The organism is Actinomadura sp. 1N219 (assembly GCF_044326405.1).
Classification (GTDB): Bacteria; Actinomycetota; Actinomycetes; order Streptosporangiales; family Streptosporangiaceae; genus Spirillospora.
Map to the genome: position 1 here is coordinate 1 of NZ_JBIRAY010000007.1, position 25,047 is coordinate 25,047.

Sequence of the window (25,047 nt, forward strand, 5' to 3'; positions counted from 1 at the left end):
CAACCGGCTCAAGCAGTTCCGCGCGATCGCCACCCGTTTCGACAAGCTGGCCAGCCGCTACCGCTCCGGACTACTGCTGGCCAGCCTCATCCTCTGGCTCCGCGAATTGTCAGACACGCCCTAGCCGAGGCCGGGGCCCGCGGTGGCGCCGGGCACGGCGAACCAGACGGCCTTGCCGCGGACGGACGGCCCGAGCCGTGATCGCGTCCGCCGCATGCCCCAGCGTCCGCCGGACAGCTCCCGGACGATGCTGAGCCCGCGTCCGCAGTCGCCGGACGTCCACGAGTAGCCGGGGAGCGCGGCGTCGGGGAACGCGTCGAAGACCGCGCACCGCACTTCGCCGCTCACCGCGTCACCTCCCGCCGCGCCCTCGCCGTCGCCGTCGGCGCTGTCATCGCCGCCGTCGCCCTCCGCCGCCGTGTCCGCCGCGTCCTCGCCCGTCTCGTTCTCGCCGAGATACAGCCACAGCTCGTGCGGGCCGTGCTCGCCGGCGTGCTGGTGGGCGTTCGTCGCCAGCTCGCTCACCATGAGCTGGGCGTCGGCGATCGCGTCCCGCGGCACGCCCAGCGAGGCGAGCGCGTCGCGCAGGACGCGGCGGGCGTGGCCCGCGCATCCCGCCCCGCCCGGGAGGGCCCAGACCCATCCGGGCATGGATCCGGCGGCGGCGCGGCGGTCGCCGTCGCCGTCCGCCATCGCGTCGGCCATCGTCTCGGCAGTCGTCTCGGCCGTCGTGTCGGCCGTCAGACCGGGTGTCGTCTCGGCCCTCAGGCCGGCTGTCGTGCTCTTCACGGGTTCCTCCCGCGTTCCTCGTGCCCGGGCGCGCGGCCGGCCCGCTCGTCACTGTCGGTCCCCCGGTGGTTACGGACCCAAGCGTGTCGTGAGAATCTCACCGGCGCAACAGCCTTCGCGGAATTGCTCTACCCTTCCTGCCGGGTTCGTCAATCGCGTTGTGACTCGCGTCAAGAGTGGTAAGACTCCACTCCCATGACCTACCGCCCCACCGTCCGTGGCCGCCGCCTGGCGCGGGAACTGCGCAAGCTGCGAGAGGAGCAGGGCCTGACCCTGCAGGAGGTGGCCGATCGGCTCGACTGGTCGCGAGCCACCGTCTCCCGCCTCGAAACCAGCCAGACCCGCCCCAAACCCGGGGACATCGCCGACATCCTCGACCTCTACGGAGTGCCCAGCCCCGGCCGCGACGCGCTCATCACGCTCGCCCGGCAGGCCGGTCAGCGCGGCTGGTGGACGGCCTACCAGGACGTCTTCGCGGGCAGCTATGTCGCGCTCGAGGACGAGGCGTCGCACATCCGCACCTGGGATCCGCAGCTCGTCCACGGGCTCCTGCAGACCGAGCAGTACTCGCGGGCCGTGATCACCGCCGGCCGGCTGCTGCCGGGTCCCGAGGACATCGAGCGCCGCATCGCCGCCCGCAAGATCCGCCAGGCGTTACTGGACCGGACGGACGCGCCGCGCCTGCACGTCGTGTTCGACGAGGCGGTGCTGCACCGTCCGATCGGCGGCGAGAAGGTGATGCGCGACCAGCTGGAGGCGCTCGCCACCGCCGTGGATACCCGCCCATCCGTCACGATTCAGGTACTTCCGTATACGGCGAGGGAGCATGCGGGCCTGGACGGACGATTCACCATATTGTCGTATCCAGACCCCGCTGACCCAGATATCGCCTACGTAGAGGGCACCATGGGCGACGTTTACCTTGAGAGTGCGGAGGCAATAGCAAAACATAGGGATCGCTTCGATCGGATCGAGGCGGTCGCCCTGTCCCCCGAGGATTCCGCGCACCTCATAGCCGAGGCAGCAAGGAGCAGCCCGTGACCAACCTGCAGCGCGAACTCACCGGTGCCGCTTGGCGCAAGTCGTCCCACAGCGGGAGCGGCGACCAGTGCGTCGAGGTGGCCTCCCTGTCCAGCGACCTTCGCGCGGTCCGCGACTCCAAGGACCCCGCCGGTCCGGCGCTGGTGCTGACGCCGTCCGCCTGGCGGCGCATGCTGAGCGCGATCAAGGAGGTCTAGCGACGGACCCGGGGGCCGCGGCGAGCCGTCGCCGCGGCCCCCGGCCGTGCCCGGCCCTTCCCGGCCCCTTCCCGGAAACTAGAACGTGTTCTAGTATCGCGGTGCGACGATAACCGGAGGGTGCACCGTGACCGCGGAACTGAAGCTCGGCGTCAACGTCGGCTACTGGCAGCGCGACGCCGACGACCAGACCGACACCGTCCTCGCGGCCGAGCGCTGCGGCTACGACTCGGTGTTCACCGCGGAGGCCTACGGCTCGGACGCGTTCACCCCGCTGACCTGGTACGCGGCCCGGACGTCCCGGATCAAGCTCGGCACCGCCGTCGCGCAGATCTCGGCGCGGACCCCAGCCGCCACCGCCATGCACGCGCTGACCCTGGACGCGCTGTCGGGCGGGCGGGTCATCCTCGGGCTCGGCGCGTCCGGCCCGCAGGTCGTCGAGGGCTGGTACGGGCAGCCGTTCCCGAAGCCGCTCGCCCGCACCCGCGAGTACCTCGACATCGTCCGGCAGGTCTGGCGCCGCGAGGCCCCGGTGACCAGCGCGGGCCCGCACTACCCGCTGCCGCTGCCCGGCGGCGCCGGTCTCGGCAAGCCGCTGCGGTCGATCGTCCATCCCGTCCGGCCGGACATCCCCGTCTACCTGGGCGCGGAGGGGCCGAAGAACGTCGCGCTGTCCACCGAGATCGCGCAGGGCTGGCTGCCGCTGTTCGTCGACCCAGCGCAGATCGAGCCGGTGTTCGGGGCGTCGCTGGCGAACCGCCCGGACGGCTTCGAGATCGCCGCCACCGTCGCCACGATCGTCACCGACGACCTCCCGGCCGCGCTGGAGTTCGCCAAGATCCCCGTCGCGTTCTACATCGGCGGGATGGGCGCGCGGCAGCGCAACTTCCACCTCGACCTGATCGGCCGGCTCGGCTACGCGGAGCAGGCGGCCCGCGTCCAGGAGCTCTTCCTGGACGGACGCCGCGACGAGGCGATCCGCGCCGTGCCCGACGAGCTGGCCGACGCGATCTCCCTCCTCGGCCCCATCGGACGGATCAGGGAGCGGCTCCAGCTGTGGCGCGACAGCCCCGTCACCACCGTCCTGATCGCCGGCGTGCGGGACGAGCCGACGCTCCGCGCGATCAAGAACATCGCCGATTCCTGAGCGGATTTCTGAGAGCGATCGCACATCGACGGGCGGAATCGCGGTAGGGCCCAGGATGCTGAACGAGGCAGCACCCAGCGATCAGCAGACTGGAGATGGGACACACGATGTCCACGCAAGAAGCCCCCGCTCAAGAGGACGCCGCACGGCTGCTCGTCAGGGCCCTTGAGGCGGAGGGCGTCGAATACGTCTTCGGAATTCCGGGCGAGGAGAACATCCATTTCGTCCACGCCTTGAACGACTCGTCCATTCGCTATGTCCTCGTCAGGCATGAGCAGGGCGCCGCGTTCATGGCGGAGATCTACGGCCGCCTCACCGGCAAGGCGGGCGTGGCGTCCGCGACGCTCGGCCCCGGCGCGATCAACCTGCAGCTCGGCGTGGCGGACGCGACCACCAACAGCACCCCGGTCGTGGCGATCTCCGCGCAGGTCGGCCTGGATCGCATCTACAAGGAGTCGCACCAGATCGTCGACCTGGTGTCGCTGTTCCGCCCGATCACCAAGTGGTCGGAGCTGGCCCCGCGGGCCGAGGCGCTGCCCGAGATGGTGCGCAAGGCGTTCAAGACGGCGCAGACCGAACGTCCCGGCGCCGTCTACCTGGCGATCCCGGAGGACGTCGAGGCCGCGAAGGTCTCCGCCGAGCTGGGGCCGCTGCCGGTCAACGTCGTCCGGACGCAGGAGCCTTCGCCGTCGCAGATCGCCCGCGCCGCCGACGTGCTCGCGCTCGCCGCCCGGCCCGTCGTCCTCGCCGGGCACGGCGCGACCCGCGCGGGCGCGGGCGACGCGCTGCGGCACTTCTCCGAGCACCTCGGCCTGCCGGTCGCGACCACGTTCAACGGCAAGGGCGTCTTCCCGGACGACCACCCCAACGCGCTCGGCGCCGTCGGTTTCATGCGCCACGACTACGTCAACTTCGGCTTCGACGAGGCGGACGTCCTCATCGCCGTCGGCTACGAGCTGCAGGAGTTCGACCCGGTCAAGATCAACCCGAACGCCGACAAGAAGATCATCCACATCCACCAGTTCCCCGCCGAGGTGGACGACCACTACCCGGTCGAGGTCGGCATCCAGGGCGACATCTCCCGGACGCTCCACGCCCTGGCCGAATCCGTCCACCGCCGCTTCGACGTCAACGGAACGGGCCGACAAATCCGCCAGATGCTTCGTGAGGAGCTGGCCGAGGGCGCGACCGAGGACGGGCACCCGCTGTCGCCCCGCCGCATCGTCTCCGACGTCCGCGCGGCGATGGGCCGCAGCGACATCGTGCTCGCCGACACCGGCGCGGTGAAGATGTGGATGGCGCGCATGTATCCGACGTACGAGCCGAACACGCTGCTGGTGTCGAACGGGCTGTCGTCCATGGGCTTCGCCGTCCCGGGCGCGATCGCGGCGAAGCTCGCCCACCCCGAACGCAGGGTCCTCGCCGCGACGGGCGACGGCGCGTTCCTGATGAACTCGCAGGAGCTGGAGACGGCCGTCCGCGAGAACGTCCCGATCACGGTCCTGATCTGGGACGACTCCGCCTACGGCCTGATCGAGTGGAAGATGGACCTGGACCTCGGCACCAGCTCCAACATCAAGTTCGGCAACCCCGACTTCGTGAAGTACGCGGAGAGCTTCGGCGCCCGCGGCTACCGCGTCGAGGCGGCCGGCGAACTCCTCCCGACCCTCCGCAAGGCCCTGGCCGACGACACGGTCTCCGTGATCACCGTCCCGGTCGACTACTCCCACAACCTGCAGCTCACCGACAAGCTGGGCGAACTCACCGACCCATTCTGAACCTGCCCGACTGATGTCAGGCGCGGCAAAGGATCTCGCCGTGGGTGACGGAGTACCAGCCGTCGTCGGCGGCCGCCCAGGCCTTCCAGCCCTCGTAGATGCGTTGCAGTTCTTCGCGGGTGGCGTGGCCGCCGGCTACGGCGCGGTCGGCGACGGACGAACGGAGCAGGCGGCCGCCCCATGACTCGCTCCACCATTCGCGTTCCTCGGGGGTGGAGTAGCACCAGGCCGAGGCGGAGGCGGTGATCTCGGTGAGTCCGGCGGCGCGGGCCCAGGAGACGAGGCGGCGGCCGGCGTCGGGCTCGCCGCCGTTGCCGCGGGCGACCCTGTAGTAGATCGGCATCCAGGCGTCCATGCCGGGCGGGTCCGGGTGCCAGACCATGCTGCCGAAGTCGGCGTCGCGGGCGGCGACGACGCCGCCGGGCCTGGTGACGCGGCGCATCTCGCGGAGGGCCTGGACGGGGTCCGCGACGTGCTGCAGGACCTGGTGGGCGTGGACGACGTCGAACGTGTCGTCGGCGTAGGGCAGGGCGTGGACGTCCGCGACCGCGAATTCGGCGTTGGCGAGGGCGGCGTTTCTGCGCGCCTCGTCCAGGACGGTCCGCGCGGAGTCGGCGGCGACGACCCGGCCTGGGGCGACGCGTTCGGCGAGACCGGCGGTGATCGTGCCGGGGCCGCAGCCGACGTCCAGGACGGACGCGCCGGGACGCAGGTGACCGACCAGGTAGGCCGCCGAGTTCTCGACGGTCCGCCACGTGTGCGAGCTCAGGACGCTCTCGTGATGGCCGTGGGTGTAGGTCGCTTCGGGGGACATCGGATCACCTCTCTGTGCCGTGCCCTCAGCCTACGACTCTTTCTCACACTTTGAGAATTCTGTCTTGCTATTTGAGACAGCAGAGCAAAGCGAAGGGGACCGAGGAATCCTCGGTCCCCTTCGACGTCGTTCGACTGTCAGGCCGCCACGGCGACGCGGGCGGGCGCGGGGCGCAGGGCCGGGGCGGCCCGCATGGGCAGCGCCTCGACGGGGGCCAGCGCAGGCGGGGTCTCGGCGTAGGCGTTCAGCGACGCATGGGAAAGATCGGTGAGCCACGGCTGCACGACGGTCCGCTCGGCGGGCCCGTCAAGCCGCGGGTGGGAGAGATGGAACGTGCCGGTCGCCGCTCTCATGCCAACACCCCTTCCATAAGCCCGGTGGGCCGCTCCTGTGCGGAAACCACCGTCAGTCACATACCCCTTGGTACGCCTGTACAAGCCACTCGGTTCGACATCTGTTCCCAGGTGTCGCCCGAATCACAAGGTCAACGCTACGGGTCACCTCTGACAAATCTCGAACCCTTTTCGACCGGCTCAGAGACCGGCTCAGGAACCGGCCCAGAGACCGGCTCGGGGAGCGGCTCAGGAGCGGCGGCCGCGGAACGACTCGGCGATCTCCATCGCGGGCATCACGATGCCGCCGTAGATCACGAAGGCGGCGAACGCGAGGACGAACGGCACATAGATCAGATACATGACTCCAGCGTGCGCGGAGCGGCCCGCCCCCCGCATCGGACGCGGGGCCGGTTCCGGGCGGCGGAGTATCGGCCGAACGGTCGATCCGCCGGTCGGCCGCGGGTCGTACGCTCCATGGGCGTGAGCGACATCGGGGCACGGCTGGACCGCATCCACTCGGCGGGCGGCTGCCTGGCGCGCGTCGCCTACGCGGCGTTCGCCGCGATGTTCCTGCTGGTCTGCCTCGCCGTCGGCGTCCGGGACACCGCCATCGTGTGGATGGTGCTCGTCGCGGCCGCGGCCAACGCCGCCGCGATCTCCGGGCGGCGCTTCGTCGCCTGGGCGGCCGTCGCCGGGACGCTGTCGGCGCTCACCACCCTCCTCCTCGCGATGGAGCCGGGGGCCGAGCCCGGCGCGCCGAGCCTGTTCGCGGAGATCGGCGCGCTGCTGATCCTCGTCGTCCGGACGGCGTGGAAGATGCCGCGGCGTCCGCTCGTCCCCATGGCCGTGCTGCTCACCGTCGCGATCCTGTCGACGCCGCTGCGCTGGTCGGCGATCGCGGCGGTGCTGTTCACCGCGCCGCTCGGGATCACCGTGGCGATCGCCGCCGGGGCCGGGCTGTACCTGCGGGCGATGGACGCCCGGCGCGCCCGGTCCCTCGCCGCGGCGAGGCGGGACGAGCGGCTGGAACTGGCTCGCGACCTGCACGACTTCGTCGCCCACCATGTGACGGGGATCGTCGTCCAGGCGCAGGCGGCGCGGTTCGCGGCCCGGTCCGGGGCGGCGCCGCCAGGCCCGGAGGAGCTGGACGGCATGTTCGGCGGGATCGAGAAGGCCGGCGCCGAGGCGCTCACCTCGATGCGCCGCATGGTCGGGCTGCTGCGCGACGCGCAGCACGTCAACGCGCCCGACGGGGACGCTCGCGGGGCCGTCCGCCGTCCGGTCGGGGATCTCGCGCGGCTTCAGGAGCTCGTCGAGGGGTTCGCCCACCCGCCGGCCGCGCTGACGATCGCGCCCGGCCTCGGCACGCTGCCGCCCGAGGTGGCGGCGTCCGCGCACCGCGTCGTGCAGGAGGCGCTCACCAATGTCCGCAAGCACGCCGCGGACGCCGCGTCCGTCCGGGTGACGCTCGCGCGCGTGGGCGGCGAGGTCGAGGTGGCCGTCCGGGACGACGGGCGGGGACGCGGGCGGCGCCTCCCGTCCGGCGGGTTCGGGCTGACCGGCCTGGCCGAGCGGATCGGCGCGCTCGGCGGGCGGCTGCACGCGGGTCCGCGCCCCGAGGGCGGCTGGGAGGTCGTCGCCGTCCTGCCCGCGGGGGACGGATGACCTGACAGAATCGGCGCCGTGGCCATCCGCGTACTGATCGCCGACGACCAGGAGATGGTCCGGACCGGGTTCCGGATGATCGTCGACTCGCAGCCCGACATGGAGGTGGTCGGGGAGGCCGCGGACGGCGCCGAGGCCGTCGCGCTGGCCCGCCGCCTCCGCCCCGACGTGTGCCTGTTCGACATCCGGATGCCCGCGATGGACGGCCTGGAGGCGACCCGCGTGCTCGCCGGGCCCGGCGTCGCCGACCCGCCCCGCATCGTCATCGTCACGACGTTCGACATGGACGAGTACGTGTACGGGGCGCTGCGCGGCGGCGCGGTCGGGTTCCTGCTGAAGGACAGCGGGCCCGCGCTGCTGCTGGAGGCCGTCCGCGCGGCGGCGAACGGCGAGTCGCTGGTGTCGCCGTCCATCACCGTCCGGCTGCTGGAGCACCTGGCGAAGCCGCCCGCCGCGCCGCCCCCGCCGCGCGAGCCCCTCACCGACCGGGAGCTGGACGTCGTCCGCCTCGTCGCCCGCGGCCGGACGAACGACGAGATCGCGGCGGAGCTGTACGTGTCGCTGTCCACGGTCAAGACGCATCTCGGCAGCGTCCACCGCAAGCTCGCCACCCGGAACCGGGTCGAGACGGCCGCGTGGGCGTGGGAGTCGGGCCTCATGGCCTGACCCGGCCGCGGCGAACACGGACCGGTGGGCATGAGAGGGACGGACGGGAAAGGACAGGGCGCTGGCACCGGAGTCGCTGAACGGGCTGCCCACGGCGGTCGTCGCCGTCTGGGCGCTGTGCGCGGCCGGATGGTGCGTCGTCCTCGCCCGCCTGCGCGGCGGCGTGCACGGTCCTGCCCGCGGCCCCACCCTCTTCGCGCACACGATCACGCCGCCGGGCGTCGTCCTGACGTGCTCGCTGATCGGCTTCGGGTCGTTGTACGCGACGATCGCGCTGGCCGCCGAGTGGTGGGCGCTGCTGCTCGTCACCGGGTTCCGTCCCGAGCGGCTCCTCAGCACCGGCGGCCTCGGACGTCTCGCCGCCTGGGCGGCCCTCACCGCCGCCGCCACCTACCTCACGGCGCGGCTCGTCTTCCAAGTGTGACGATCGGCACGCGGGTGTGAAGATCCACACGCCTCCGGCCCGAACCGGCGGCGGGACGCGCAAGTCAAACGTACGTAGTATCCAAAGCAGCGAATCGCAAAGGCCGTCGGAGGTGAACCCATGCCGTGTGCGCTGTGCGGCGACATCATCCCGGCCGAGGTCACCCGATGCCCGGCATGCGGAGCATGGGCGCGGCGCCGCGACTTCCGCGCCGTCGGCGTGGCGGTGTTCATGCTGCTCGGCTTCAACGCCTTCGTCGCCCTCGGCTCCGGCATCAGCCTGCTCCGCCTCTCCCATCCGCTGCGCGGGGCCACGCACGACAACTACGACCCCGCCACCACCGGGAAGGTCCTCGCCCCCTACGCGGACGTGTTCGCCATCAGCGCGATCATGGCCGTCGTCACCGGGGTGCTGTACCTGACCTGGCTGTGGCGCGCGTACCGGCAGTCGCCGGGCCCGCACCGGCACCACCGCGCCTGGGTCCTGCTCGGCTGGCTCTGCCCCGTCGTCAACCTGTGGCTGCCGCCGCGGATGGTCTACGACATCTGGGTCAACAGTGGCCGGTACCGGACGGCCGAACGCCAGGCCGCGGGCCTCGTCGTCGCGGCCTGGTGGGTGTGCGCCCTCCTCGGGCTGCTGCTCGGCCGCGCGTTCACCCACGGCAGCGTCGACACCCTCGCCGACGCCCGCTTCGACGTCCACGTCGGCGTCGCGGCGGCCGCGTTCCAGGCGCTCGCCGCCACCCTGTGCATGGCCACGGTCTTCCAGATCACCCGGCTCCAGTGCCTGTCGGTGACGTCGTCGGCCCAGGCCCCCGGCGCGTGAGGGTCCGCTAGGACCCTGAGCTGCCCTGGCTCCTGTGCCACAGGCGGGCGGCGGGCGGACGCTTGACGGCCGCGCCCGCGTGCCCGATGTCGGAGTAGGGGGACATCGCGAACCCGGTCGGCTGGACGATCCTGCGGCCGACGGGACGGGCCGGCGGGGACGGGGCGGCCGTCGCGGCGCGGGCGGCGTCCGGGCCGCCGCGGCGCCACTCCTCGTGCAGGGCGTTCAGGTCCCAGCAGCCGTCCGCGATGATCGAGACGGCGCGGGCCCCGGCGCGGCGGACGCGCCCGCGCGCGACCAGGAGCCAGCAGCCGAAGATCGTCGCGGCGCATCGGTCCTGCACGGACTCGAAGAACGTGAGGTCGACGGGGCCGGTCGCGTCGTCCAGCGTGGCGAAGATCACCCGCTGGCCGGACCTGACCGCCGGGGTCTGCGTGGCGACCTTGACGCCCGCGACCAGCACTTCGCTCCCGGCGGGGCGGCCGGGCAGGTCGGCGGCGCGGACGACGCCGAGCCCGGCGAGCAGCCCGTCGTAGAAGGTGATGACGTGGCGGCTGACGTCCATACCGAGGATGTCCAGTTCGGCCTCGACCACCTCGGCGGGGGTCATCAGGGGCAGCTCGCCCGCGGGGATCTCCTCCTCCAGGCCGGGCAGCGTGCCGTCCTCGTGTCCCAGGGAGATCTGCCCCTCCATGACGTGCGCGGGACGGGTGTTCACACGTTCCAGGGCGCCCACGCGGCAGAGGAGGTCGCGGCGCGGGACGTCGTGGACGGCGTCGAACCCACCGGCCAGCACCAGCCGCTCGGTCGTCGGACGGGACACGCGGGCACGCCGCCAGAAGTCGCCCAGCGACGCGTACGGCCGGGCCGTCACGATCTTGGTGACCTCGCCGTCGGAGATGCCCTTGACCTCGCTCAACGCCACCCGGATCCCGGCCGGGCCGCCCGCTGCGACGGGCTCGGCATGCCACTCGGCGGACGACCGGTTGACGTCCAGCGGCAGGATCGGGACGCCGAAATGCCGCGCGTCGTCCAGGATGACGCGCTTGGGGTACAGACCGGGGTCGTGGGTGAGGACACCGGCGTAGAACGCGGCCGTGTGGTGCCGCTTCAGCCAGGCCGACTGGTAGGTGGGCAGCGCGAACGACGCGGCGTGCGCCTTGCAGAACCCGAACGCGCCGAACGCGGTCAGCATCCGCCAAACACGCTCGACGGACGCCTCGTCGTAGCCGCGCGCCAGCGCCATCTTGCGGAACCACGCGCCCACCACGGCCTGGCCCCGCTCGTGGTTGAGGCTCCGGCGCGCGGCCTCCGCCCGGGAGAGGCCGCAGCCGGTCATCACGTCGATGACGCGGAGCACCTGCTCGTGGAAGACGATCACGCCGAGGCTCTCCCGCAGCACCGGTTCGAGATCGGGATGCGGGTAGGCGGGCTCGCGGGTCCCGGCGCGGGCGTCCAGGAACGGCGTCACCATGTCGGAGTTCACCGGGCCGGGGCGGAACAGCGAGATGTCGAGGACGAGATCGTCCAGGTCGCGGGGCTGGAGCCGGCCGATCAGCTCGCGCTGGCCTGGCGACTCGATCTGGAAGCAGCCGAGCGTCCGGGACGTGCGGACCAGCTCGTACGTCGCGGGGTCGTCGCGCGGGACGTCCTCCAGCGCGATCGTCCGGCCGGTGAGCCGGGCGGCCTCCGCGACCGCGTGCGCCATCGCCGACTGCATCCGGACGCCGATGACGTCGAGCTTCAGCAGGCCCATCGCCTCGACGTCGTCCTTGTCGAACTGGCTCATCGGGAACCCGGCCGCGGCCCGCTCGACGGGCGTCCGGTCGCGCAGGGACGGGTTCGACAGCAGGACGCCGCACGGGTGCATGGCGATGTGGCGGGGCAGGCCGTCCAGGCGCTCGGCGATCCGGAACAGGACCTCCAGGCGCCCGCTCGCCAGGTTGCTCTGCCGCAGCTCGGGCAGGTCGTCCAGGGCCGCACGGATCTGGCTCGCCCTGATCTGCGGGAACGCCTTCGCGATCGCGTCGATCTCCAGCGGCGGGAGGCCGATGGCGTTGCCGACGTCGCGGAGCGCGCTGCGCGCCCGGTAGGTCTCCATCATCGACACGCAGGCGGTGCTCTCGGCGCCGAACCGGTCGAACAGCGCCTCGTACGCCTCCAGGCGGCGCGCGGACTCGACGTCCAGGTCGATGTCGGGGAGGCCGTCGCGGCTGTCGGCGAGGAACCGCTCCATGACGAGGTCGTGCCGCAGCGGGTCGAGGTCGCCGATGCCGAGCAGGTAGTTGACCAGGCTGCCCGCGCCCGAGCCGCGGATGGCGCAGCGGATGCCGCGCGACCTGATCAGCGCGGCGGCGTCCGCGACCGTGAGGAAGTAGGACGCCAGGCCCTTCCTGGCGATCACGCCGAGCTCGTCGTCCAGGCGCGCGGCGGCCTTTCGTGATCCTTCGAGGTTGCGGCGGGCCAGGCCGTCCGTGCAGCGGGCGGCGAGGCGGGCGTACGGGTCGCCTTCGATGACCGGGAGGTGGACGTCGTCCATGCCTAGGTCGTGGGCCGGGTCGAGGACGCAGCGTTCGGAGAGCCGCCGGGTGGCGGCGAGAAGCGCGTCCGCCTCGTCCGGGCCGCAGCTCAGCTCCGCGACGCGGCGCAGCTCCGGGACGGACTTCAGGTAGGCGTGCCCGGTGCGGTCGTCCAGGTGCCGCCGGTCGAGCGGGACGAGGCGGCGCGTCACGTCCAGGACCTGCGCGACCGGATGATCGGACGGCTCCAGATAGCGGACTGCGTTGCCCAGCACGGCGGGCACCCCGGCCTCGCGGGCGAGCGCGAGCATCCGGGCCGCCCGGTGCCCGTCGCCGCGATCATGGTGGTCGACGATCTCGACCACGGTCTCGGCCGCCGCGCGCCATTCCGCCAGCCGCGCCGCCGCCACGTCCGGGCGGCGGCCGGTGATCGCGCGTCCGACGTCGGACGCCGGGCCGAGCAGGACGACGAGGCCCTCCGCGTGCGCGCCGACCAGCTGCCGCGTGACCACGGGGTTCCCGCGCTCCCCCGCCGCGTGCGCCGCCGTCACCAGCCGGCACAGCGACCGCCACCCGGCCCGGCCCTCGGCGAGCACCACGATCCGTTCCTCGCCCGTGGACGCGACCCTGAGATCGGCGCCGACGACGGCCCCGATCCCCGCGTCCGCACATGACCGGACGTGACGGACGGCGCCGTACAGCCCGTCGCGGTCGGTCAGCGCGAGCGTCTCCATGCCGAGGCCCGCCGCGCGCTCGGCCAGCGCCGCGGGCGGCGCGACGCCGTACCGCAGCGAATAGCACGAGGCGACGTGAATGTGCACGTCAGTCCCATACCCGGGAAAGCAGCCAGCTGTCGGCGGCGACGTCCAGACGCAGCTCGTAGACGCCGATCTCCTTGTCCGGGGTCGCCTCGACCCGCCAGAACTCCCGCTCTCCGGTGGCCTCGCCGTCGGGATGCTGCTCCCGCCACCAGTCACGGGTCGTGACCCAGTGCTCCAGCACCCGCCGCACGGTGTAGAGCCGGCCACGCCAGACGAACCGGACAGGACGTCCATCGCTCACCCAGACGTCCACCGGGTCGCCGAACACGCGTGTCATCTGCCTCCCCCTCGCGCTCACCGCACGGGGGAAGTGCATGCGGGAATTCGAACAAACGTTCGCGTCCGAGTCTAGGGAAGCCGCCCGCGCGGGAGCAAGGTGAGGAGGACCTCAGCCGGATTCCGTCAGCAGAGCCGGGCGAGGCGGTCGGCGACCGTCGCGGCCTCGGTGACCTCGGCCATGCCGCCGCCTGGCCACAGGTAGTACCAGCCGTCGCCGCACGGGGTCGCGACGACCATGATCTGGCGCCGCGTCCGCGCGCCGGACACGCTCAGCAGGGACTCCTCGGGACCGGCGAGCCTCCAGGAGAGCCCCCGGGCCTCGACCTCGTGCGCTAGCGCCGCGAGGTGGCGCCTGCGCACCTCGGCGATCTCCCGCCCACCGACTACTGACACATCAGCCTGCCTCAGCCTGGTCCGAGGCGCCGGACGATGACCTTCGGCGACCGTCCGGCGACAATTGGTGACCGGCCCTCAGCATGACCCGAATCCGCGGGCTGCGCAGGGGATTTCCGGAGAGTGGGACGCCTGATTCCCGATCGGCCGGGGATGGTCTGGAGGGAGCGCCGCGACGCGCCGGGGCGGCATGCGCCAATCGCGCGAGGCCCGTTCCGGACGTTGGAACCCCGTCGCCCGTGCGGAGTACCCGTCCGTGATAGAAGCCTCTGAAAGGACGGGCGTCCACCCGCCCGCGTAAGCGCATAGAAGGAGCGAGCCGATGAGCGCCGTCCCCGCCGGCGACCCGTCAGGCCCCACAGACCCCGGCCCCGCAGACCCCGGCCCCGCAGACCCCGGCCCCGCAGACCCCGGCCCCGCAGACCCCGGCCCCGCGAACTCGGAGTCGCCCCCCGCCGACTCGGAGGCCCCCGCGCCCCCGCCCGCTCTGGCGGGGCTCCGCGAGCGCAAGAAGCAGCGGACCCGCGTCGCGCTCGTCGACGCGGCGTTAGAGCTGTTCGTGTCCCAGGGGTACGAGGCGACGACGATCGACGAGATCGTCGCGGCCGTGGAGGTGTCGCAGCGGACGTTCTTCCGCTACTTCGCCACCAAGGAGGACGTCGTCACGAGCTTCCTCGGCGAGCACGACCAGCTCCTCGCCGACGCCCTCGCCGCGCGCCCGCCCGGGGAGCGGCCGTTCGCCGCGCTGTACGAGTCGCTGCGCGTCGTGCTGCGGACGATCGCGGACGGCGACCCGGCCGACAGCGCCCGGTTCCGCCGCGTCCGGCAGGTGATCGAGGCGACGCCGTCGCTGATGGCGGCGCAGATGGCGCGGTACGGGGCGGCGACGGAGGCGCTGGCCGCCGAGATCGCGCGGCGCGAGGACGTGGACCCCGTCGAGGACCTGCGGCCCAGGATCGTCGTCGCGTTCTTCATGGCGGCGACCAAGGTCGCGTTCGAGGACTGCGCCCGGCTGGACATCTGGGAGCCCGCGACCGTCGCGGCTCGCGTGGAGGAGGCCGTCGCGCTCGTCGGCCGGACGATGCGCGACTGGGTTTGAGCCTCCCGGCGGTGGAATAGCCCGCGGGAAGGCCCGGTTGCCGAGATCAATCCCCGTCCGACCGGGGATCCCCGACCCGAGAGGCAGGAGAGCACGGCATGCGCGCGATCGTGATCACCGAGAACGGCGGCCCCGAGGTCCTGGCGCCGGCGGAGCGCCCCGATCCGGAGCCGGGGCCCGGCGAGGTGCTGATCGACGTGGCGGCGGCGGGCGTCAACTTCATCGACGTGTACTACCGGACGGGCGCGTACGCGCAGGACCTCCCGTACACGCCGGGCATCGAGGCGGCCGGGACGGTCGCGGCGGTCGGCGACGGCGTCCGGGAGTTCTCGGTGGGCGACCGCGTCGCGTCCAGCGACGTGAAGGGCGGCTACGCAGCGAAGGCCCTGGTCGCGGCGGACAGGCTCGTCCCCGTCCCGGACGGGGTCGGCCTGGAGGACGCGGCGGCCGCGATGCTGCAGGGCATGACCGCGCACTACCTGACGCGGTCGACGTACCCGATCAGGGAGGGCGACACCGTCCTCGTGCACGCCGCCGCCGGAGGGATGGGGCTGCTGCTCACCCAGGCGGCCAAGGCGCTCGGCGCCAGGGTGATCGGGACGGCGTCCACGCCGGAGAAGGAGAAGCTCGCGAAGGAGGCGGGCGCGGACGTCACGATGGGGTACGACGGCTTCGCCGACCGGGTCCGGGAGCTGACCGGCGGGGAGGGCGTCGCGGCCGTGTACGACGGCGTCGGCGCGCCGACGTTCGACGGGAGCCTGGCGAGCCTGCGGCTGCGCGGCGTCATGGCGCTGTACGGGGCGGCGGGCGGGAAGGTGCCGCCGTTCGACCCGCAGCGCCTGAACCCGGCCGGTTCGCTGTTCCTCACCCGTCCGATGCTCGCCCACCACGTCGTGACCCGCGAGGAGCTGCTGGAGCGGGCCGGCGACGTCCTCGGCTGGGTGGAGTCGGGCGCCGTCCGGATCCGGGTCGGGCACCGCTACGATCTTGCTGAGGCCAGTGCCGCGCACGCCGATCTGGAGGCGCGGCGGACGACGGGCAAGCTCCTGCTGATCCCTTGATCGTCCATTCCGGGCACGGCGGCTCCCTTAGGCTGGGCCGGGAATATACGATCTTCGAGGAGTCCCGCCCACCATGACCACATATGCCGCCGAACCGCTGGAGCAGGACGAACCGCGCGTCCTCGGGCCCTACCGCCTGCTCGGACGCCTCGGCCGCGGCGGCATGGGAACCGTCTACCTGGGCGCCGAGCCGGACGGCCGCCGCGTCGCGGTGAAGGTCGTCAACCGGGAGCTGGCCGGGGAGGCGGCGTTCCTCGCGCGGTTCCGGCGCGAGGTGACGGCGGCGCGGCGCGTCCACCGGTTCTGCACCGCGCCCGTCCTGGACGCCGGGCTCGACCAGGACCCGCCGTACATCGTCACCGAGTACATCGACGGGCCGAGCCTGGAGAAGGCCGTCGACGGCAAGGGCCCGCTGCCGGGCTCCGACCTGGAGGGCGTCGCGGTCGGCGTCGCCACCGCGCTCGCCGCGATCCACGGCGCTGGGATCGTCCACCGCGACCTGAAACCGGCGAACGTGCTGCTGTCGGCCACCGGCCCGCGCGTGATCGACTTCGGCATCGCCCGCGCCCTCGACGCCCCCGACGGCCCCACCCGCACCGGCCAGTTCGTCGGGACGCCCGCCTACATCGCGCCGGAGGTGCTGCGCGGCGAGCCGGTCGAGCAGGCGTCGGACGTGTTCTCGTGGGGCTGCGTCGTCGCCTACGCCGGGACGGGGCGCCCGCCGTTCCTGGGCAAGACGGTCGCGGAGACGTTCCACCGCATCGGCAACGACGAACCCGACCTCGACGGCCTCGACCCGCGGCTGCGCGACGTCGTCACGGCCGCGCTCGGCAAGGACCCGCGCGGCCGCCCGACCGCGCGGCAGATCCTCACCCGGCTCGTCGGCCAGGAGAGCCCGGAGCACGCCGCGGAGGCGATCTCCACGACCTGGGTGGGCCCGCCCCCTACGTCGGAGCGCGCTCCGGAGGCGGAGGCGCCGCGGCCGAGGCCCGTCCCCGACGTCGAGGAGCCGGCGCGGGCGCCCGCGTCCCCCATCCCCCGCGAGCCCGCCGCGGACGAGAAGACCGTCGTCGTCGACCTGCCGTTCCCGGAGGAGTGGCAGGGGCCGAGGCGCTGGTTCACGTTAGTGCGGGGTGTGCTGGTGCTCCCGCACCTGATCGTGATGTTGGTCATGTTCGCGCTGCTCGTGGTGGTGATGGCGCTGAGCTGGCTGGTCATCCCGTTCACCGGCCGCTACCCGCGCCGCCTGTACGGGCTCGTCGTCGGCTGGCAGCGCTGGTCCGCCCGGGTCGTGGCGTACGCCTTCGGCCTCACCGGCGAGATGCTCCCGCCCTTCCGCACTCTTCCTCGCGTGCGGCGAACGCGCTGAGCACTTTGCGCATCCGATTTAGCACAGCCCGCTAGGGTTCTACGGAAACGACTCCCTAATCCCAGTTCAGGATCACGATGACCACGCACGCAGGAGAGAACGGCGAGGCCCTGCGCCCCGAGGACCCCGCGGAACTCGGCCCCTACAGACTGGTCGGCAGGCTCGGCCGCGGCGGCATGGGGACGGTCTATCTCGGCGAGGACCGCGGCGGCCGCCGCGTCGCCGTCAAGGTGATCAACCGGGAGCTGGCCGGGGAGGCCGCGTTCCGGGACCGGTTCCGGCGCGAGGTGACGGCCGCCCGGCAGGTCCGCCGGTTCTGCACCGCCCCCGTGATCGACGCCGAGCTGGACGAGGACCCGCTGTACGTCGTCACCGAGTACATCGAGGGCCCGAGCCTGGAACGCGCCGTCGCCGACCGGGGCCCGCTGCCCGGCTCCGACCTGGAGGGCGTCGCGGTCGGCGTCGCCACCGCGCTCGCCGCGATCCACGGCGCGGGGATCGTCCACCGCGATCTGAAGCCCGCGAACGTGCTGCTGTCGGCCACCGGCCCCCGCGTGATCGACTTCGGCATCGCCCGCGCGCTCGACGCCGCCGACGGCCCCACCCGCACCGGCCAGTTCGTCGGGACGCCGAACTACCTGCCGCCCGAGCTGCTGCGCGGCGAGCAGGTCACGCCCGCGTCGGACGTTTTCTCCTGGGGCTGCGTCGTCGCCTACGCCGGGACGGCCACCGCCCCGTTCGCGGGCAACACCGTCCCGGAGATCTTCTACCGCGTCGTGCACGACGCGCCGAAGCTGGACGGCCTCGACGCGGACCTCCGGGACGTGGTCGGCGCCGCCCTCGACAAGGACCCGCGGAACCGGCCGTCCGTCCAGGAGCTTCTCGCGCGGCTCGTCGGGAACGGCACCACCGACCCGGCGACGCTCGCCGAGACCGTCCAGGCGGGCTGGCACGGCGCGGCGGCCGACCCGACCGTCCAGGCGCGGTCCGGCCCGCCGGGCCAGCCGACGCACGCCCAGGTCCCCGGTCAGCCGCCCGGTCAGGCGCCTGGTCAGGCCGGGTTCCAGCAGCCGACGGCGATGCTCGGGCCTGACGCGACGCGCAACGACGCCCGGCCGTCCGGCCGTGGCTCCGGCGGGCTCCGCCGCCGTCCGCTGATCATCGCCGGAGCCGCAGCCGCCGCGCTGGCCCTGTTCGCCGTCGTCGGGTTCACCGTCCTGAGCGCGGGCGGGCCGCCCGACAACCTCGCGACGACGTTCAGCGACGACTTCTCCAACGACGACTCCGGCTGGGAGAGCTTCGGCGACGACTACGGCTACCGCGACGGCAAGTACTGGATGCAGACCAGCGACTCGACCGCGACCGTCGGCCGGTGGGTGCCCACGGACGACGTGAAGACCATCCCCGACCAGATCCTCACGACCGTGACCGCCGATGTGGCGCAGGGCCCGCCCGACGCGCTGTTCGGGACGACGTGCCGCGCGAACAACACCGACAGCAAGATCACCCAGTATCTGTTCCTGATCCGCAACGACGGCAAGGGCGCGGTGCTCCGCAAGGTCAACGGGGATCAGGGCAACAAGGAGCTCGCCGCCCCCGACTCGGTGCCCGGCTACTCGGCCAAGGGCGCGAACAAGATCCAGATCGCCTGCGAGGGGCGCGACGGCGGCAAGGAGGTCCGGCTGCGGCTCTGGGTGAACGGCGACCAGGTCATCGACGAGACGGACGCCGACCAGCCGCTCGGCAACGGCTGGACCGGGCTGGAGATCCAGCGGGGCGGGAACCCGGCCCAGCCGGTGAGCGTCCAGTTCGACGACTTCGACATGTCGAAGATCCGCGGCTAGGCGGCCTGGTCGGGCTGGTCGGGCGCCGGGGCGCCGGTCAGGCGGGCAGGTAGGCGTTCGTCCAGCGGGTCAGCTCCGCGAAGACCTGCGACCGGGCGGGCTCGGCCGACAGCACCAGGTCGTGCAGGCCGCCGTCGATCCGGACGAGCGTGACGTGCCGCCCGATCCTGGGCGCCCACCGCGCCATGTGCTCGACGTCCAGGACGGCGTCGGCGCCGGTCACGTCCAGCACCTTGCGGGTCGGACGGACGCTCCGCGTCGACGCCATGACCAGCACGGGCACGTCCACGTCCAGGCCCCGGTGCAGGCGGAGCTGCCCGCGCCGGACGGCCGCCAGCCACCCCGCCCGCACCGGGAACCCGAGGATCGGCTTCCAGCCGAGGTCGAAGTCCCATTCGCCCTCGTGGTCGCGGTGGATGCTCCGCGGATACCGGTCGGACACGCCCGCCGGCAGCTTCGCCTTCGGGAACCGCGATCGCAGCGCCCGCGCCAGGCCCGCGCCGAGCTTGCGCATCACCAGCGGCTCCGCGATGTCGAGGAACGGGCTGTTCAGGAACACGGCGTCGACCAGGCCCTCCCCCTTCGCCCTGTCCGCCCACAGGGCCGCGATGAGGCCGCCGGTCGAGTGGCCGTTCAGCAGGAGCGTGCCGTGCCCGTCCACGTCCCGGACGATCCGGACGGCCTCGTCGATCTCCGGGAAGTAGTCCGACAGGCTCTCGATGAAGTTCGGCGTCTGGTGCGGACGCAGCGACCGCCCGTATTTCCGCAGGTCGAGCGCATAGAAGTCGAAGCCGAGCTCCAGGTAGAAGTCGGCCAGATGCCGCTGGAAGAAGTAGTCGACGAACCCGTGCAGGTACAGCACGGCCCGGCCGGACGGAGCGGCGCCGCGCCGCCGCACGAGCGTCGCCACGACCTCGCCTTCGGCGTCGCGGCCCATCGGCAGCTCGATCGCCTCGTACCCGGCGCCGAGCACATCCGCCGTCACGTCCACGCTTCCTCCCAGGTCGGGCGAACTGATTCCCCTTGATCGAACGTCATAGAGACTGAACCGCAAGACCGACCGAACCACAACACAGCCCTCCGGCCCCCGGGAGTCCGAGCCATGCAGGCCCCTCTTCGCGACCGCGACCCGCAGCGGCTCGGCCCGTACCGTCTCACCGGCAGGCTGGGCCGCGGCGGCATGGGCACCGTCTTCCTCGGCGAGGACGAGTCGGGCCGGCAGGTCGCCGTCAAGGTCATCAATGCGGAGCTCGCCGACGACGAGGCGTTCAACGAGCGGTTCCGGCGTGAGGTGACCGCGGCGCGGCAGGTCAGGCGGTTCTGCACGGCCGCGGTGCTGGACGCCCGGCTGGACGGCGAGCCGGTGTACATCGTCACCGAGTACGTCGCCGGCCCGTCGCTGGACGACGCCGTCAAGGAGGGCGGGCCGCTGCGCGGCGGCGACCTGGAGGCCCTCGCGGTGAACATCGCGACGGCGCTGAGCGCGATCCACGGCGCCGGGATCGTGCACCGCGACCTCAAGCCGTCCAACGTGCTGCTGTCCCCGACCGGCCCGCGCGTGATCGACTTCGGCATCGCCCGCGCGCTGGACTCCTCCGACGGCCCGACCAGGACCGGCCAGTTCATCGGCACCCCGGCCTACATCGCGCCCGAGCTGATGCACGGCGCGGACGTCACGCCCGCGGCCGACGTGTTCTCCTGGGGCTGCGTCGTCGCCTACGCCGGCACGGGACGCGCCCCGTTCGGCGGCGGCACGCTCCCGGAGATCATCCAGCGGGTGACGTCCGCCGAGCCCGACCTCGACGGCCTCGAACCGTCCGTCCGCGACCTCGTCGCCCGGTCGCTGGCGAAGGAGCCGTCCGAACGTCCGGCGGTCAAGCAGCTGATCCGGGCCCTGACCGGCGAAGACGAACCGCCCGCGACGCCACCGACCTTCGTCCTCCCGCAGAACGCCGCACCCCCTCCCCCGCCGGAGCCCAGCGGCGGTTCGGCTCCTTCGCCCGGATCCGGCGGTTCGACGCGGCCGTCGCAGGGGCCGGTCGGGCAGCCCGTCCCGGTGACGCGTCCGGTGAACGCGCCGCCGACCCCTCCGCGTGCGCGTCCCGCGGCGCGGCGCGCGATGCAGCATCGCCGCCCGCTCATCGCGGCCTTCGCCGTGGCGGCCATCGGCGTCCCGATCCTGGCCGGCGTGCTCGCTCCGGGCCCCCGCGGTGTGGCGAACGACTCCGACGCCACCACGGCCTCCGATTCCGGCTCCGGCTCTGGTTCCGGCTCCGGCTTCGGCGCGAAGCCGCCGGAGGTGAAGGAGAAGGTCTTCGAGGACGACTTCGGCGACGACGGCTCGGGCTGGAAGAAGGCCTCGACCCCCAGCTGGGACGCGTCCTACCGCGACCGCAAGTACGAGCTGCACGTCCTCCCCGTGACGAACCGGACCCGCGTGGACGCGCCCGTGAACGACGTCCCCGAGTCGCAGCTCATCGACGTGAAGGTCGAGTCGTCCGAGGGCGACGGCGGCGAGGCGGGGGTCTACTGCCACGGGCAGAGCTCGGGTTTCGCGTTCCTCCTCCGCGAGGACGGCCGCGCCCGCATCGCCAAGCTGGGCGACCTCAGGCTGACGGAGCTGGCGACCGGAACCGCCACCGAGCTCCGCAACAACGAGAACCGGATCCAGGCCGCGTGTGTGGAGGACGGTTCGCAGGTCAGCCTCGGCCTGTGGGTGAACGGCCAGGCCGTCGCGAAGACCACCGCCGCCGCCCCGGACGAGGAGAACGGCGCGAGCGGACTCATCGTGTTCCGTCCCGACGGCTCCACGGGCCACCCCGAGGCGAAGTTCGACGACTTCTCGCTCTGCGAGGTCTGACCTCACCCAGGACGGGCCCCGGCGCCGACCCCGGCGGGGGTCAGTCCTTGCGGCCGGTGGTCGCGACGGTGACGCCGAGGCCGATCATCATCAGCCCGCCGGTGCCGCCGATCGCGGCGAGGCGGCGGGGCGAGCGGGCGAACCAGTCGCGGGCCGTCCCGGCGGCGATGCCCCAGACGCTGTCGCTCAGCAGCGCGATCACCGCGAAGAGCAGCCCGAACACGATCATCTGCAGCGCCACGTGCCCGTGCTCCCGCACGACGAACTGCGGGAGGACGGCCGCGAAGAACACCGTCGTCTTCGGGTTCGTCACGCCCACCACGAAGCCCTGGACCAAGGCCCGCAGGTCGCCGCCCTGCGTCCGCTCGTCCGCGCCGATCGTCTCCTGCAGCGACCGGCGGTGCCGGATCGCCTGCACCCCGAGGTAGACGATGTAGACGGCGCCCACGATCTTCAGGGCCGTGAACACGACGGCGGACCGTTCCACGATCGAGCCGACGCCGACCGCGACGGCCACGGTCAGCACGAGCGCGGCGAGCACCCCGCCGATGACGCCGGCGAGCGCGGTGCGGCGGCCGTGCGCGAGCGCGCGCCCGACGACGAAGAGCACGGACGGGCCGGGAATGATGATGATGGCGAAGGCCATCGCGGAGAAGGCCAGCATCTGATCTATCGACACCATGACCGCGACTTTACGCAGCACGTCCGACACGTCCCACCGAATATTCGGCCGCACGAGCCGCCCCGCGCCGCCGCCGCGCCGTAGCGCCGGCCGGGGCGGTCTCACCTGGACGGACGTGTCCAGGGGTGGCCGTTTCAAGATCGTGACTCGGGGCGCGGGCCCGCATTAGGTTCGTCGCATGTCCGCCCCTGCCTCCGCGGCGTCCGGTCGTCCCGTCGAGATCCCCCGTCCCGCCGCGTCCGCCGCGTTCGCCTGGCGGCCGGTGCTGCTGATCGCCGGCGTGCTCGGCGTCGTGTTGCTGGCCGTCAGCGCGCGGTACGGCTACCACCGCGACGAGCTGTACTTCCGCGTGGCCGGACGGCATCTGGCCTGGGGTTATCCGGACCAGCCGCCGCTGATGCCGCTGATCGCCCGCGCGGTCACGGCCGTGTTCGGCGACTCGGTCGTCGCGCTGCGCGTCCCGTCCGCGCTGTTCGCCGCCGCGAGCGTGGTGGTCGCCGGGCTGACGGCGCGGGAGATGGGCGGCGGGCGGCGGGCGCAGCTGCTGACGGTCGGCGCGTACGCGGTGTGCCCGTTCGCCGTCGCGGCCGGCCACCTGTTCTCCACGGCGACGCTCGACCTGCTGCTGTCGATGACGATCGTGTGGCTCGCGCTCCGGTGGGTCCGGACCCGCGACCAGCGGCTGCTGCTCGCCGTCGGCGTCGTGGCGGCACTGGCGCTGAACGTCAAGTACCTGGCCCCGTTCCTGCTGGTCGCGCTCGTCGCGGGGCTGCTGGTGTCCGGGCCGCGCGAGTTCCTGCGGCGGCCGATGCTCGCCGCCGGGGCGCTGGTCGCGGCCGCCGCGGCCGTCCCGGGGCTGCTGTGGCAGGCCGACCACGGCTGGCCGCAGCTCGACATGGCGAGCGCCATCGCCGACAACGCCGACTTCGGCGGACGCCCCGGGTTCATCCCGTTCCAGATACTGCTGACCGGGATCTTCCCGTCCTGGCTGTGGATCTACGGGCTGTGGCGGACGTACCGGTCCGACGACCTGCGGACGTTCCGGTTCGTCGGGCACGCGTACGTGCTGCTGACCGTCCTGTTCCTGATCACGGCGGGCAAGCCCTACTACGTCAGCGGGCTCTGGGCGGCGCTGTGGGCGGCCGGCGCGGTGGAGATCGAGCGGAACGGCGCGCCGCGCGGCTTCGGATGGCTCGCGTCCGTCCCGGTGTACGCGATCACCGCGGTCACAACCGTCCTGCTGACGCTGCCCGTGTATCCCGTGAAGCAGCTCGCGGGCACCCCGCAGCCGGCCGTCAACGGGGACTCGTCGGAGACGGTCGGCTGGCCGCGCTTCGCCGCCCAGGTCGCGCGGGTCTACGGCGCGCTGCCGCCGGACGAGCGGTCGAAGGCGACGATCGTCGTGAGCAACTACGGCGAGGCCGGAGCGCTCGACAAGTACGGGCCGGACCTCGGGCTTCCCCGCGCCTACAGCGGCCACAACGGCTACTGGTACTTCGGCCGTCCGGCGGACACCGGCGGGCCCGCCGTCGTCGTCGGCCCGGAAACGGTCGCGGGCGCGTCCTACCTGCGGCAGTTCTGGACGGACGTGCGCCCGGTGAGCCGCGTCGACAACGGCGTCGATCTCGACAACCAGGCGCAGGGCAAGCCCATCTGGGTCTGCCGGGGGCAGCGGGCCCCGTGGCCGGAGCTGTGGCCGCGCCTCAAGAGACTTTCGTGATCAGTCCTGGAAGACGTCCCAGGCGATGCCGCTAGCGTTGTCGCCGGTGGCCGGGCGCCGCACCAGCAGGTTGTGGGTGAGCAGGCTCCCGGCGGGCACGTCCCAGGCCGGGTCGCCGCCGGTGTCGCTCCGGTCCCCGGCCCACACCTGCGCGACGGTCCAGCGGAGCTTGCCGACGCCGTCCGGGTGGCCGGTTCCGGACGCGACGAACACGTCCCGCGCCGGGACGGCCACGACGAGGTCGCCGTCCACGTCCTGGGCGAGCTTGTCGAGGAATCCCTCGTCGAGGAGGAGGCTCGACTCCAGGGTCCCGCGTCCCGCCGCCGCGGTCGTCGCGGTGGCCGCCGTTCCGTTTAGGGAGACGGTCACGGCGCGCACGTCCGGATACCAGCTCAGGCTCAGCTCGGGACGCCGGTCACGGAGGTTGAGCACCGCGTGCCGGCGCAGCTCCTCGGGCCGCACGCCGAGGTCGGCGCAGTGCCGCCGCGCCACATGCTCGTGCCGCCGCCCGGACGGGACGGCCTCGTCGGCGATCTCCAGCGCGTAGGCGATGTACAGGTCGGCGGCGAACGGGTCGCGGATCGGCTCCTCGTCCGGCGGCAGCGGGAACTCCAGCTGGACCTCGGCCGGCACCCGCGCCTTCATCAGCGGGACGATCAGACTGGACCGCGGCTCGGTCACGGAACGCTCCTCCTGATGCGGCCGGTGCGGTTGAATGG

Annotated in this window: 23 protein-coding genes and 1 pseudogene; 15 read left to right on the forward strand and 9 right to left on the reverse strand. The window is 72.8% G+C overall.

The annotated features are described in order from the left end of the window. A pseudogene (locus ACH35V_RS21905) lies at positions 1-124 on the forward strand (IS5/IS1182 family transposase); the annotation flags it as partial. On the opposite strand, the gene ACH35V_RS21910 reads toward ACH35V_RS21905, so the two are convergent. Continuing rightward, positions 121-789: an ATP-binding protein gene (locus ACH35V_RS21910; protein WP_395974760.1), complete on the reverse strand. Its 669-nt coding sequence runs from the start codon at positions 787-789 to the stop codon at positions 121-123. The pseudogene ACH35V_RS21905 and the gene ACH35V_RS21910 sit on opposite strands and share 4 nt — an antisense overlap. A 195-nt stretch (positions 790-984) precedes the next feature. Here ACH35V_RS21910 and ACH35V_RS21915 point away from each other — a divergent pair, with 195 nt between their 5' ends. The 4 genes from ACH35V_RS21915 to ACH35V_RS21930 all read left to right on the forward strand — a co-directional run bounded on the left by ACH35V_RS21915 (position 985) and on the right by ACH35V_RS21930 (position 4,952). Beyond that, positions 985-1,830, forward strand: coding sequence for a helix-turn-helix domain-containing protein (locus ACH35V_RS21915; RefSeq protein WP_395974761.1), 846 nt, complete (start codon positions 985-987; stop codon positions 1,828-1,830). After that, complete coding sequence (locus ACH35V_RS21920; RefSeq protein ID WP_395974762.1) at positions 1,827-2,027, forward strand: DUF397 domain-containing protein; 201 nt, start codon at positions 1,827-1,829, stop codon at positions 2,025-2,027. The genes ACH35V_RS21915 and ACH35V_RS21920 overlap by 4 nt, the downstream gene beginning before the upstream one ends. 127 nt (positions 2,028-2,154) lie before the next feature. Next, a complete protein-coding gene (locus tag ACH35V_RS21925; protein ID WP_395974764.1) occupies positions 2,155-3,174 on the forward strand; it encodes an LLM class F420-dependent oxidoreductase in 1,020 nt (339 codons plus the stop codon). A gap of 107 nt (positions 3,175-3,281) precedes the next feature. Next, complete coding sequence (locus ACH35V_RS21930) at positions 3,282-4,952, forward strand: acetolactate synthase large subunit (RefSeq protein WP_395974765.1); 1,671 nt, start codon at positions 3,282-3,284, stop codon at positions 4,950-4,952. A 16-nt stretch (positions 4,953-4,968) separates the two neighbouring features. Here ACH35V_RS21930 and ACH35V_RS21935 read toward each other — a convergent pair whose 3' ends face one another. After that, complete coding sequence (locus tag ACH35V_RS21935) at positions 4,969-5,766, reverse strand: methyltransferase domain-containing protein (protein ID WP_395974766.1); 798 nt, start codon at positions 5,764-5,766, stop codon at positions 4,969-4,971. 137 nt (positions 5,767-5,903) lie between these two features. Beyond that, complete coding sequence (locus ACH35V_RS21940; protein ID WP_395974767.1) at positions 5,904-6,119, reverse strand: hypothetical protein; 216 nt, start codon at positions 6,117-6,119, stop codon at positions 5,904-5,906. A gap of 462 nt (positions 6,120-6,581) precedes the next feature. Between ACH35V_RS21940 and ACH35V_RS21945 the strand changes: the two genes are divergently transcribed. The 4 genes from ACH35V_RS21945 (at position 6,582) to ACH35V_RS21960 (ending at position 9,681) form a co-directional block, all read left to right on the forward strand. Next, on the forward strand, positions 6,582-7,766 hold the full coding sequence (locus tag ACH35V_RS21945) for a sensor histidine kinase (RefSeq protein WP_395974768.1): 1,185 nt from the start codon (positions 6,582-6,584) through the stop codon (positions 7,764-7,766). 18 nt (positions 7,767-7,784) lie between these two features. Next, positions 7,785-8,432, forward strand: a complete 648-nt coding sequence (locus ACH35V_RS21950) for a response regulator (RefSeq protein ID WP_395974769.1) — start codon at positions 7,785-7,787, stop codon at positions 8,430-8,432. A 163-nt stretch (positions 8,433-8,595) separates the two neighbouring features. Continuing rightward, a complete protein-coding gene (locus ACH35V_RS21955) occupies positions 8,596-8,856 on the forward strand; it encodes a hypothetical protein (protein ID WP_395974770.1) in 261 nt (86 codons plus the stop codon). A 120-nt stretch (positions 8,857-8,976) separates the two neighbouring features. After that, entirely contained in the window at positions 8,977-9,681 is a 705-nt protein-coding gene (locus ACH35V_RS21960) for a DUF4328 domain-containing protein (RefSeq protein WP_395974771.1), read from the forward strand. Between the two features lie 7 nt (positions 9,682-9,688). On the opposite strand, the gene ACH35V_RS21965 is transcribed toward ACH35V_RS21960, so the two are convergent. From ACH35V_RS21965 to ACH35V_RS21975, 3 genes are all read right to left on the reverse strand, one after another. Then, a complete protein-coding gene (locus ACH35V_RS21965; RefSeq protein WP_395974772.1) occupies positions 9,689-13,021 on the reverse strand; it encodes a DNA polymerase III subunit alpha in 3,333 nt (1,110 codons plus the stop codon). A gap of 1 nt (position 13,022) precedes the next feature. Then, on the reverse strand, positions 13,023-13,298 hold the full coding sequence (locus ACH35V_RS21970; RefSeq protein WP_395974774.1) for a DUF6504 family protein: 276 nt from the start codon (positions 13,296-13,298) through the stop codon (positions 13,023-13,025). 125 nt (positions 13,299-13,423) lie between these two features. Then, the gene (locus ACH35V_RS21975; protein WP_395974775.1) at positions 13,424-13,693 is read right to left on the reverse strand and encodes a hypothetical protein; all 270 of its coding nucleotides are present in this window, start codon (positions 13,691-13,693) and stop codon (positions 13,424-13,426) included. Between the two features lie 322 nt (positions 13,694-14,015). On the opposite strand from ACH35V_RS21975, the gene ACH35V_RS21980 reads away from it, so the two are divergent. The 4 genes from ACH35V_RS21980 to ACH35V_RS21995 all read left to right on the forward strand — a co-directional run bounded on the left by ACH35V_RS21980 (position 14,016) and on the right by ACH35V_RS21995 (position 19,066). Next, positions 14,016-14,792 carry a TetR family transcriptional regulator gene (locus ACH35V_RS21980; protein WP_395974776.1) on the forward strand — a complete coding sequence of 259 codons (777 nt, stop codon included), beginning with the start codon at positions 14,016-14,018 and terminating at the stop codon, positions 14,790-14,792. Positions 14,793-14,890: 98 nt separating this feature from the next. Next, the gene (locus tag ACH35V_RS21985) at positions 14,891-15,853 is read left to right on the forward strand and encodes a quinone oxidoreductase family protein (protein WP_395974777.1); all 963 of its coding nucleotides are present in this window, start codon (positions 14,891-14,893) and stop codon (positions 15,851-15,853) included. 73 nt (positions 15,854-15,926) lie between these two features. Continuing rightward, positions 15,927-17,222, forward strand: a complete 1,296-nt coding sequence (locus ACH35V_RS21990; RefSeq protein WP_395974778.1) for a DUF4389 domain-containing protein — start codon at positions 15,927-15,929, stop codon at positions 17,220-17,222. A 77-nt stretch (positions 17,223-17,299) separates the two neighbouring features. Beyond that, positions 17,300-19,066, forward strand: coding sequence for a protein kinase (locus tag ACH35V_RS21995; protein ID WP_395974779.1), 1,767 nt, complete (start codon positions 17,300-17,302; stop codon positions 19,064-19,066). A 37-nt stretch (positions 19,067-19,103) separates the two neighbouring features. On the opposite strand, the gene ACH35V_RS22000 is transcribed toward ACH35V_RS21995, so the two are convergent. Continuing rightward, complete coding sequence (locus ACH35V_RS22000; RefSeq protein WP_395974780.1) at positions 19,104-20,057, reverse strand: alpha/beta hydrolase; 954 nt, start codon at positions 20,055-20,057, stop codon at positions 19,104-19,106. Between the two features lie 111 nt (positions 20,058-20,168). Between ACH35V_RS22000 and ACH35V_RS22005 the strand changes: the two genes are divergently transcribed. Next, a complete protein-coding gene (locus tag ACH35V_RS22005; protein WP_395974781.1) occupies positions 20,169-21,926 on the forward strand; it encodes a serine/threonine-protein kinase in 1,758 nt (585 codons plus the stop codon). A 40-nt stretch (positions 21,927-21,966) separates the two neighbouring features. Here the strand turns inward: ACH35V_RS22005 and ACH35V_RS22010 are convergent, their stop codons facing one another. Further along, positions 21,967-22,608, reverse strand: coding sequence for a LysE family translocator (locus ACH35V_RS22010; RefSeq protein WP_395974782.1), 642 nt, complete (start codon positions 22,606-22,608; stop codon positions 21,967-21,969). Between the two features lie 178 nt (positions 22,609-22,786). Between ACH35V_RS22010 and ACH35V_RS22015 the strand changes: the two genes are divergently transcribed. Next, positions 22,787-24,328 (forward strand): ArnT family glycosyltransferase, encoded by a 1,542-nt coding sequence (locus tag ACH35V_RS22015; RefSeq protein WP_395974784.1) that lies wholly within the window; start codon positions 22,787-22,789, stop codon positions 24,326-24,328. Here ACH35V_RS22015 and ACH35V_RS22020 read toward each other — a convergent pair whose 3' ends face one another. Next, positions 24,329-25,009 (reverse strand): DUF1444 domain-containing protein, encoded by a 681-nt coding sequence (locus ACH35V_RS22020; RefSeq protein WP_395974786.1) that lies wholly within the window; start codon positions 25,007-25,009, stop codon positions 24,329-24,331. Positions 25,010-25,047: the final 38 nt, after the last annotated feature.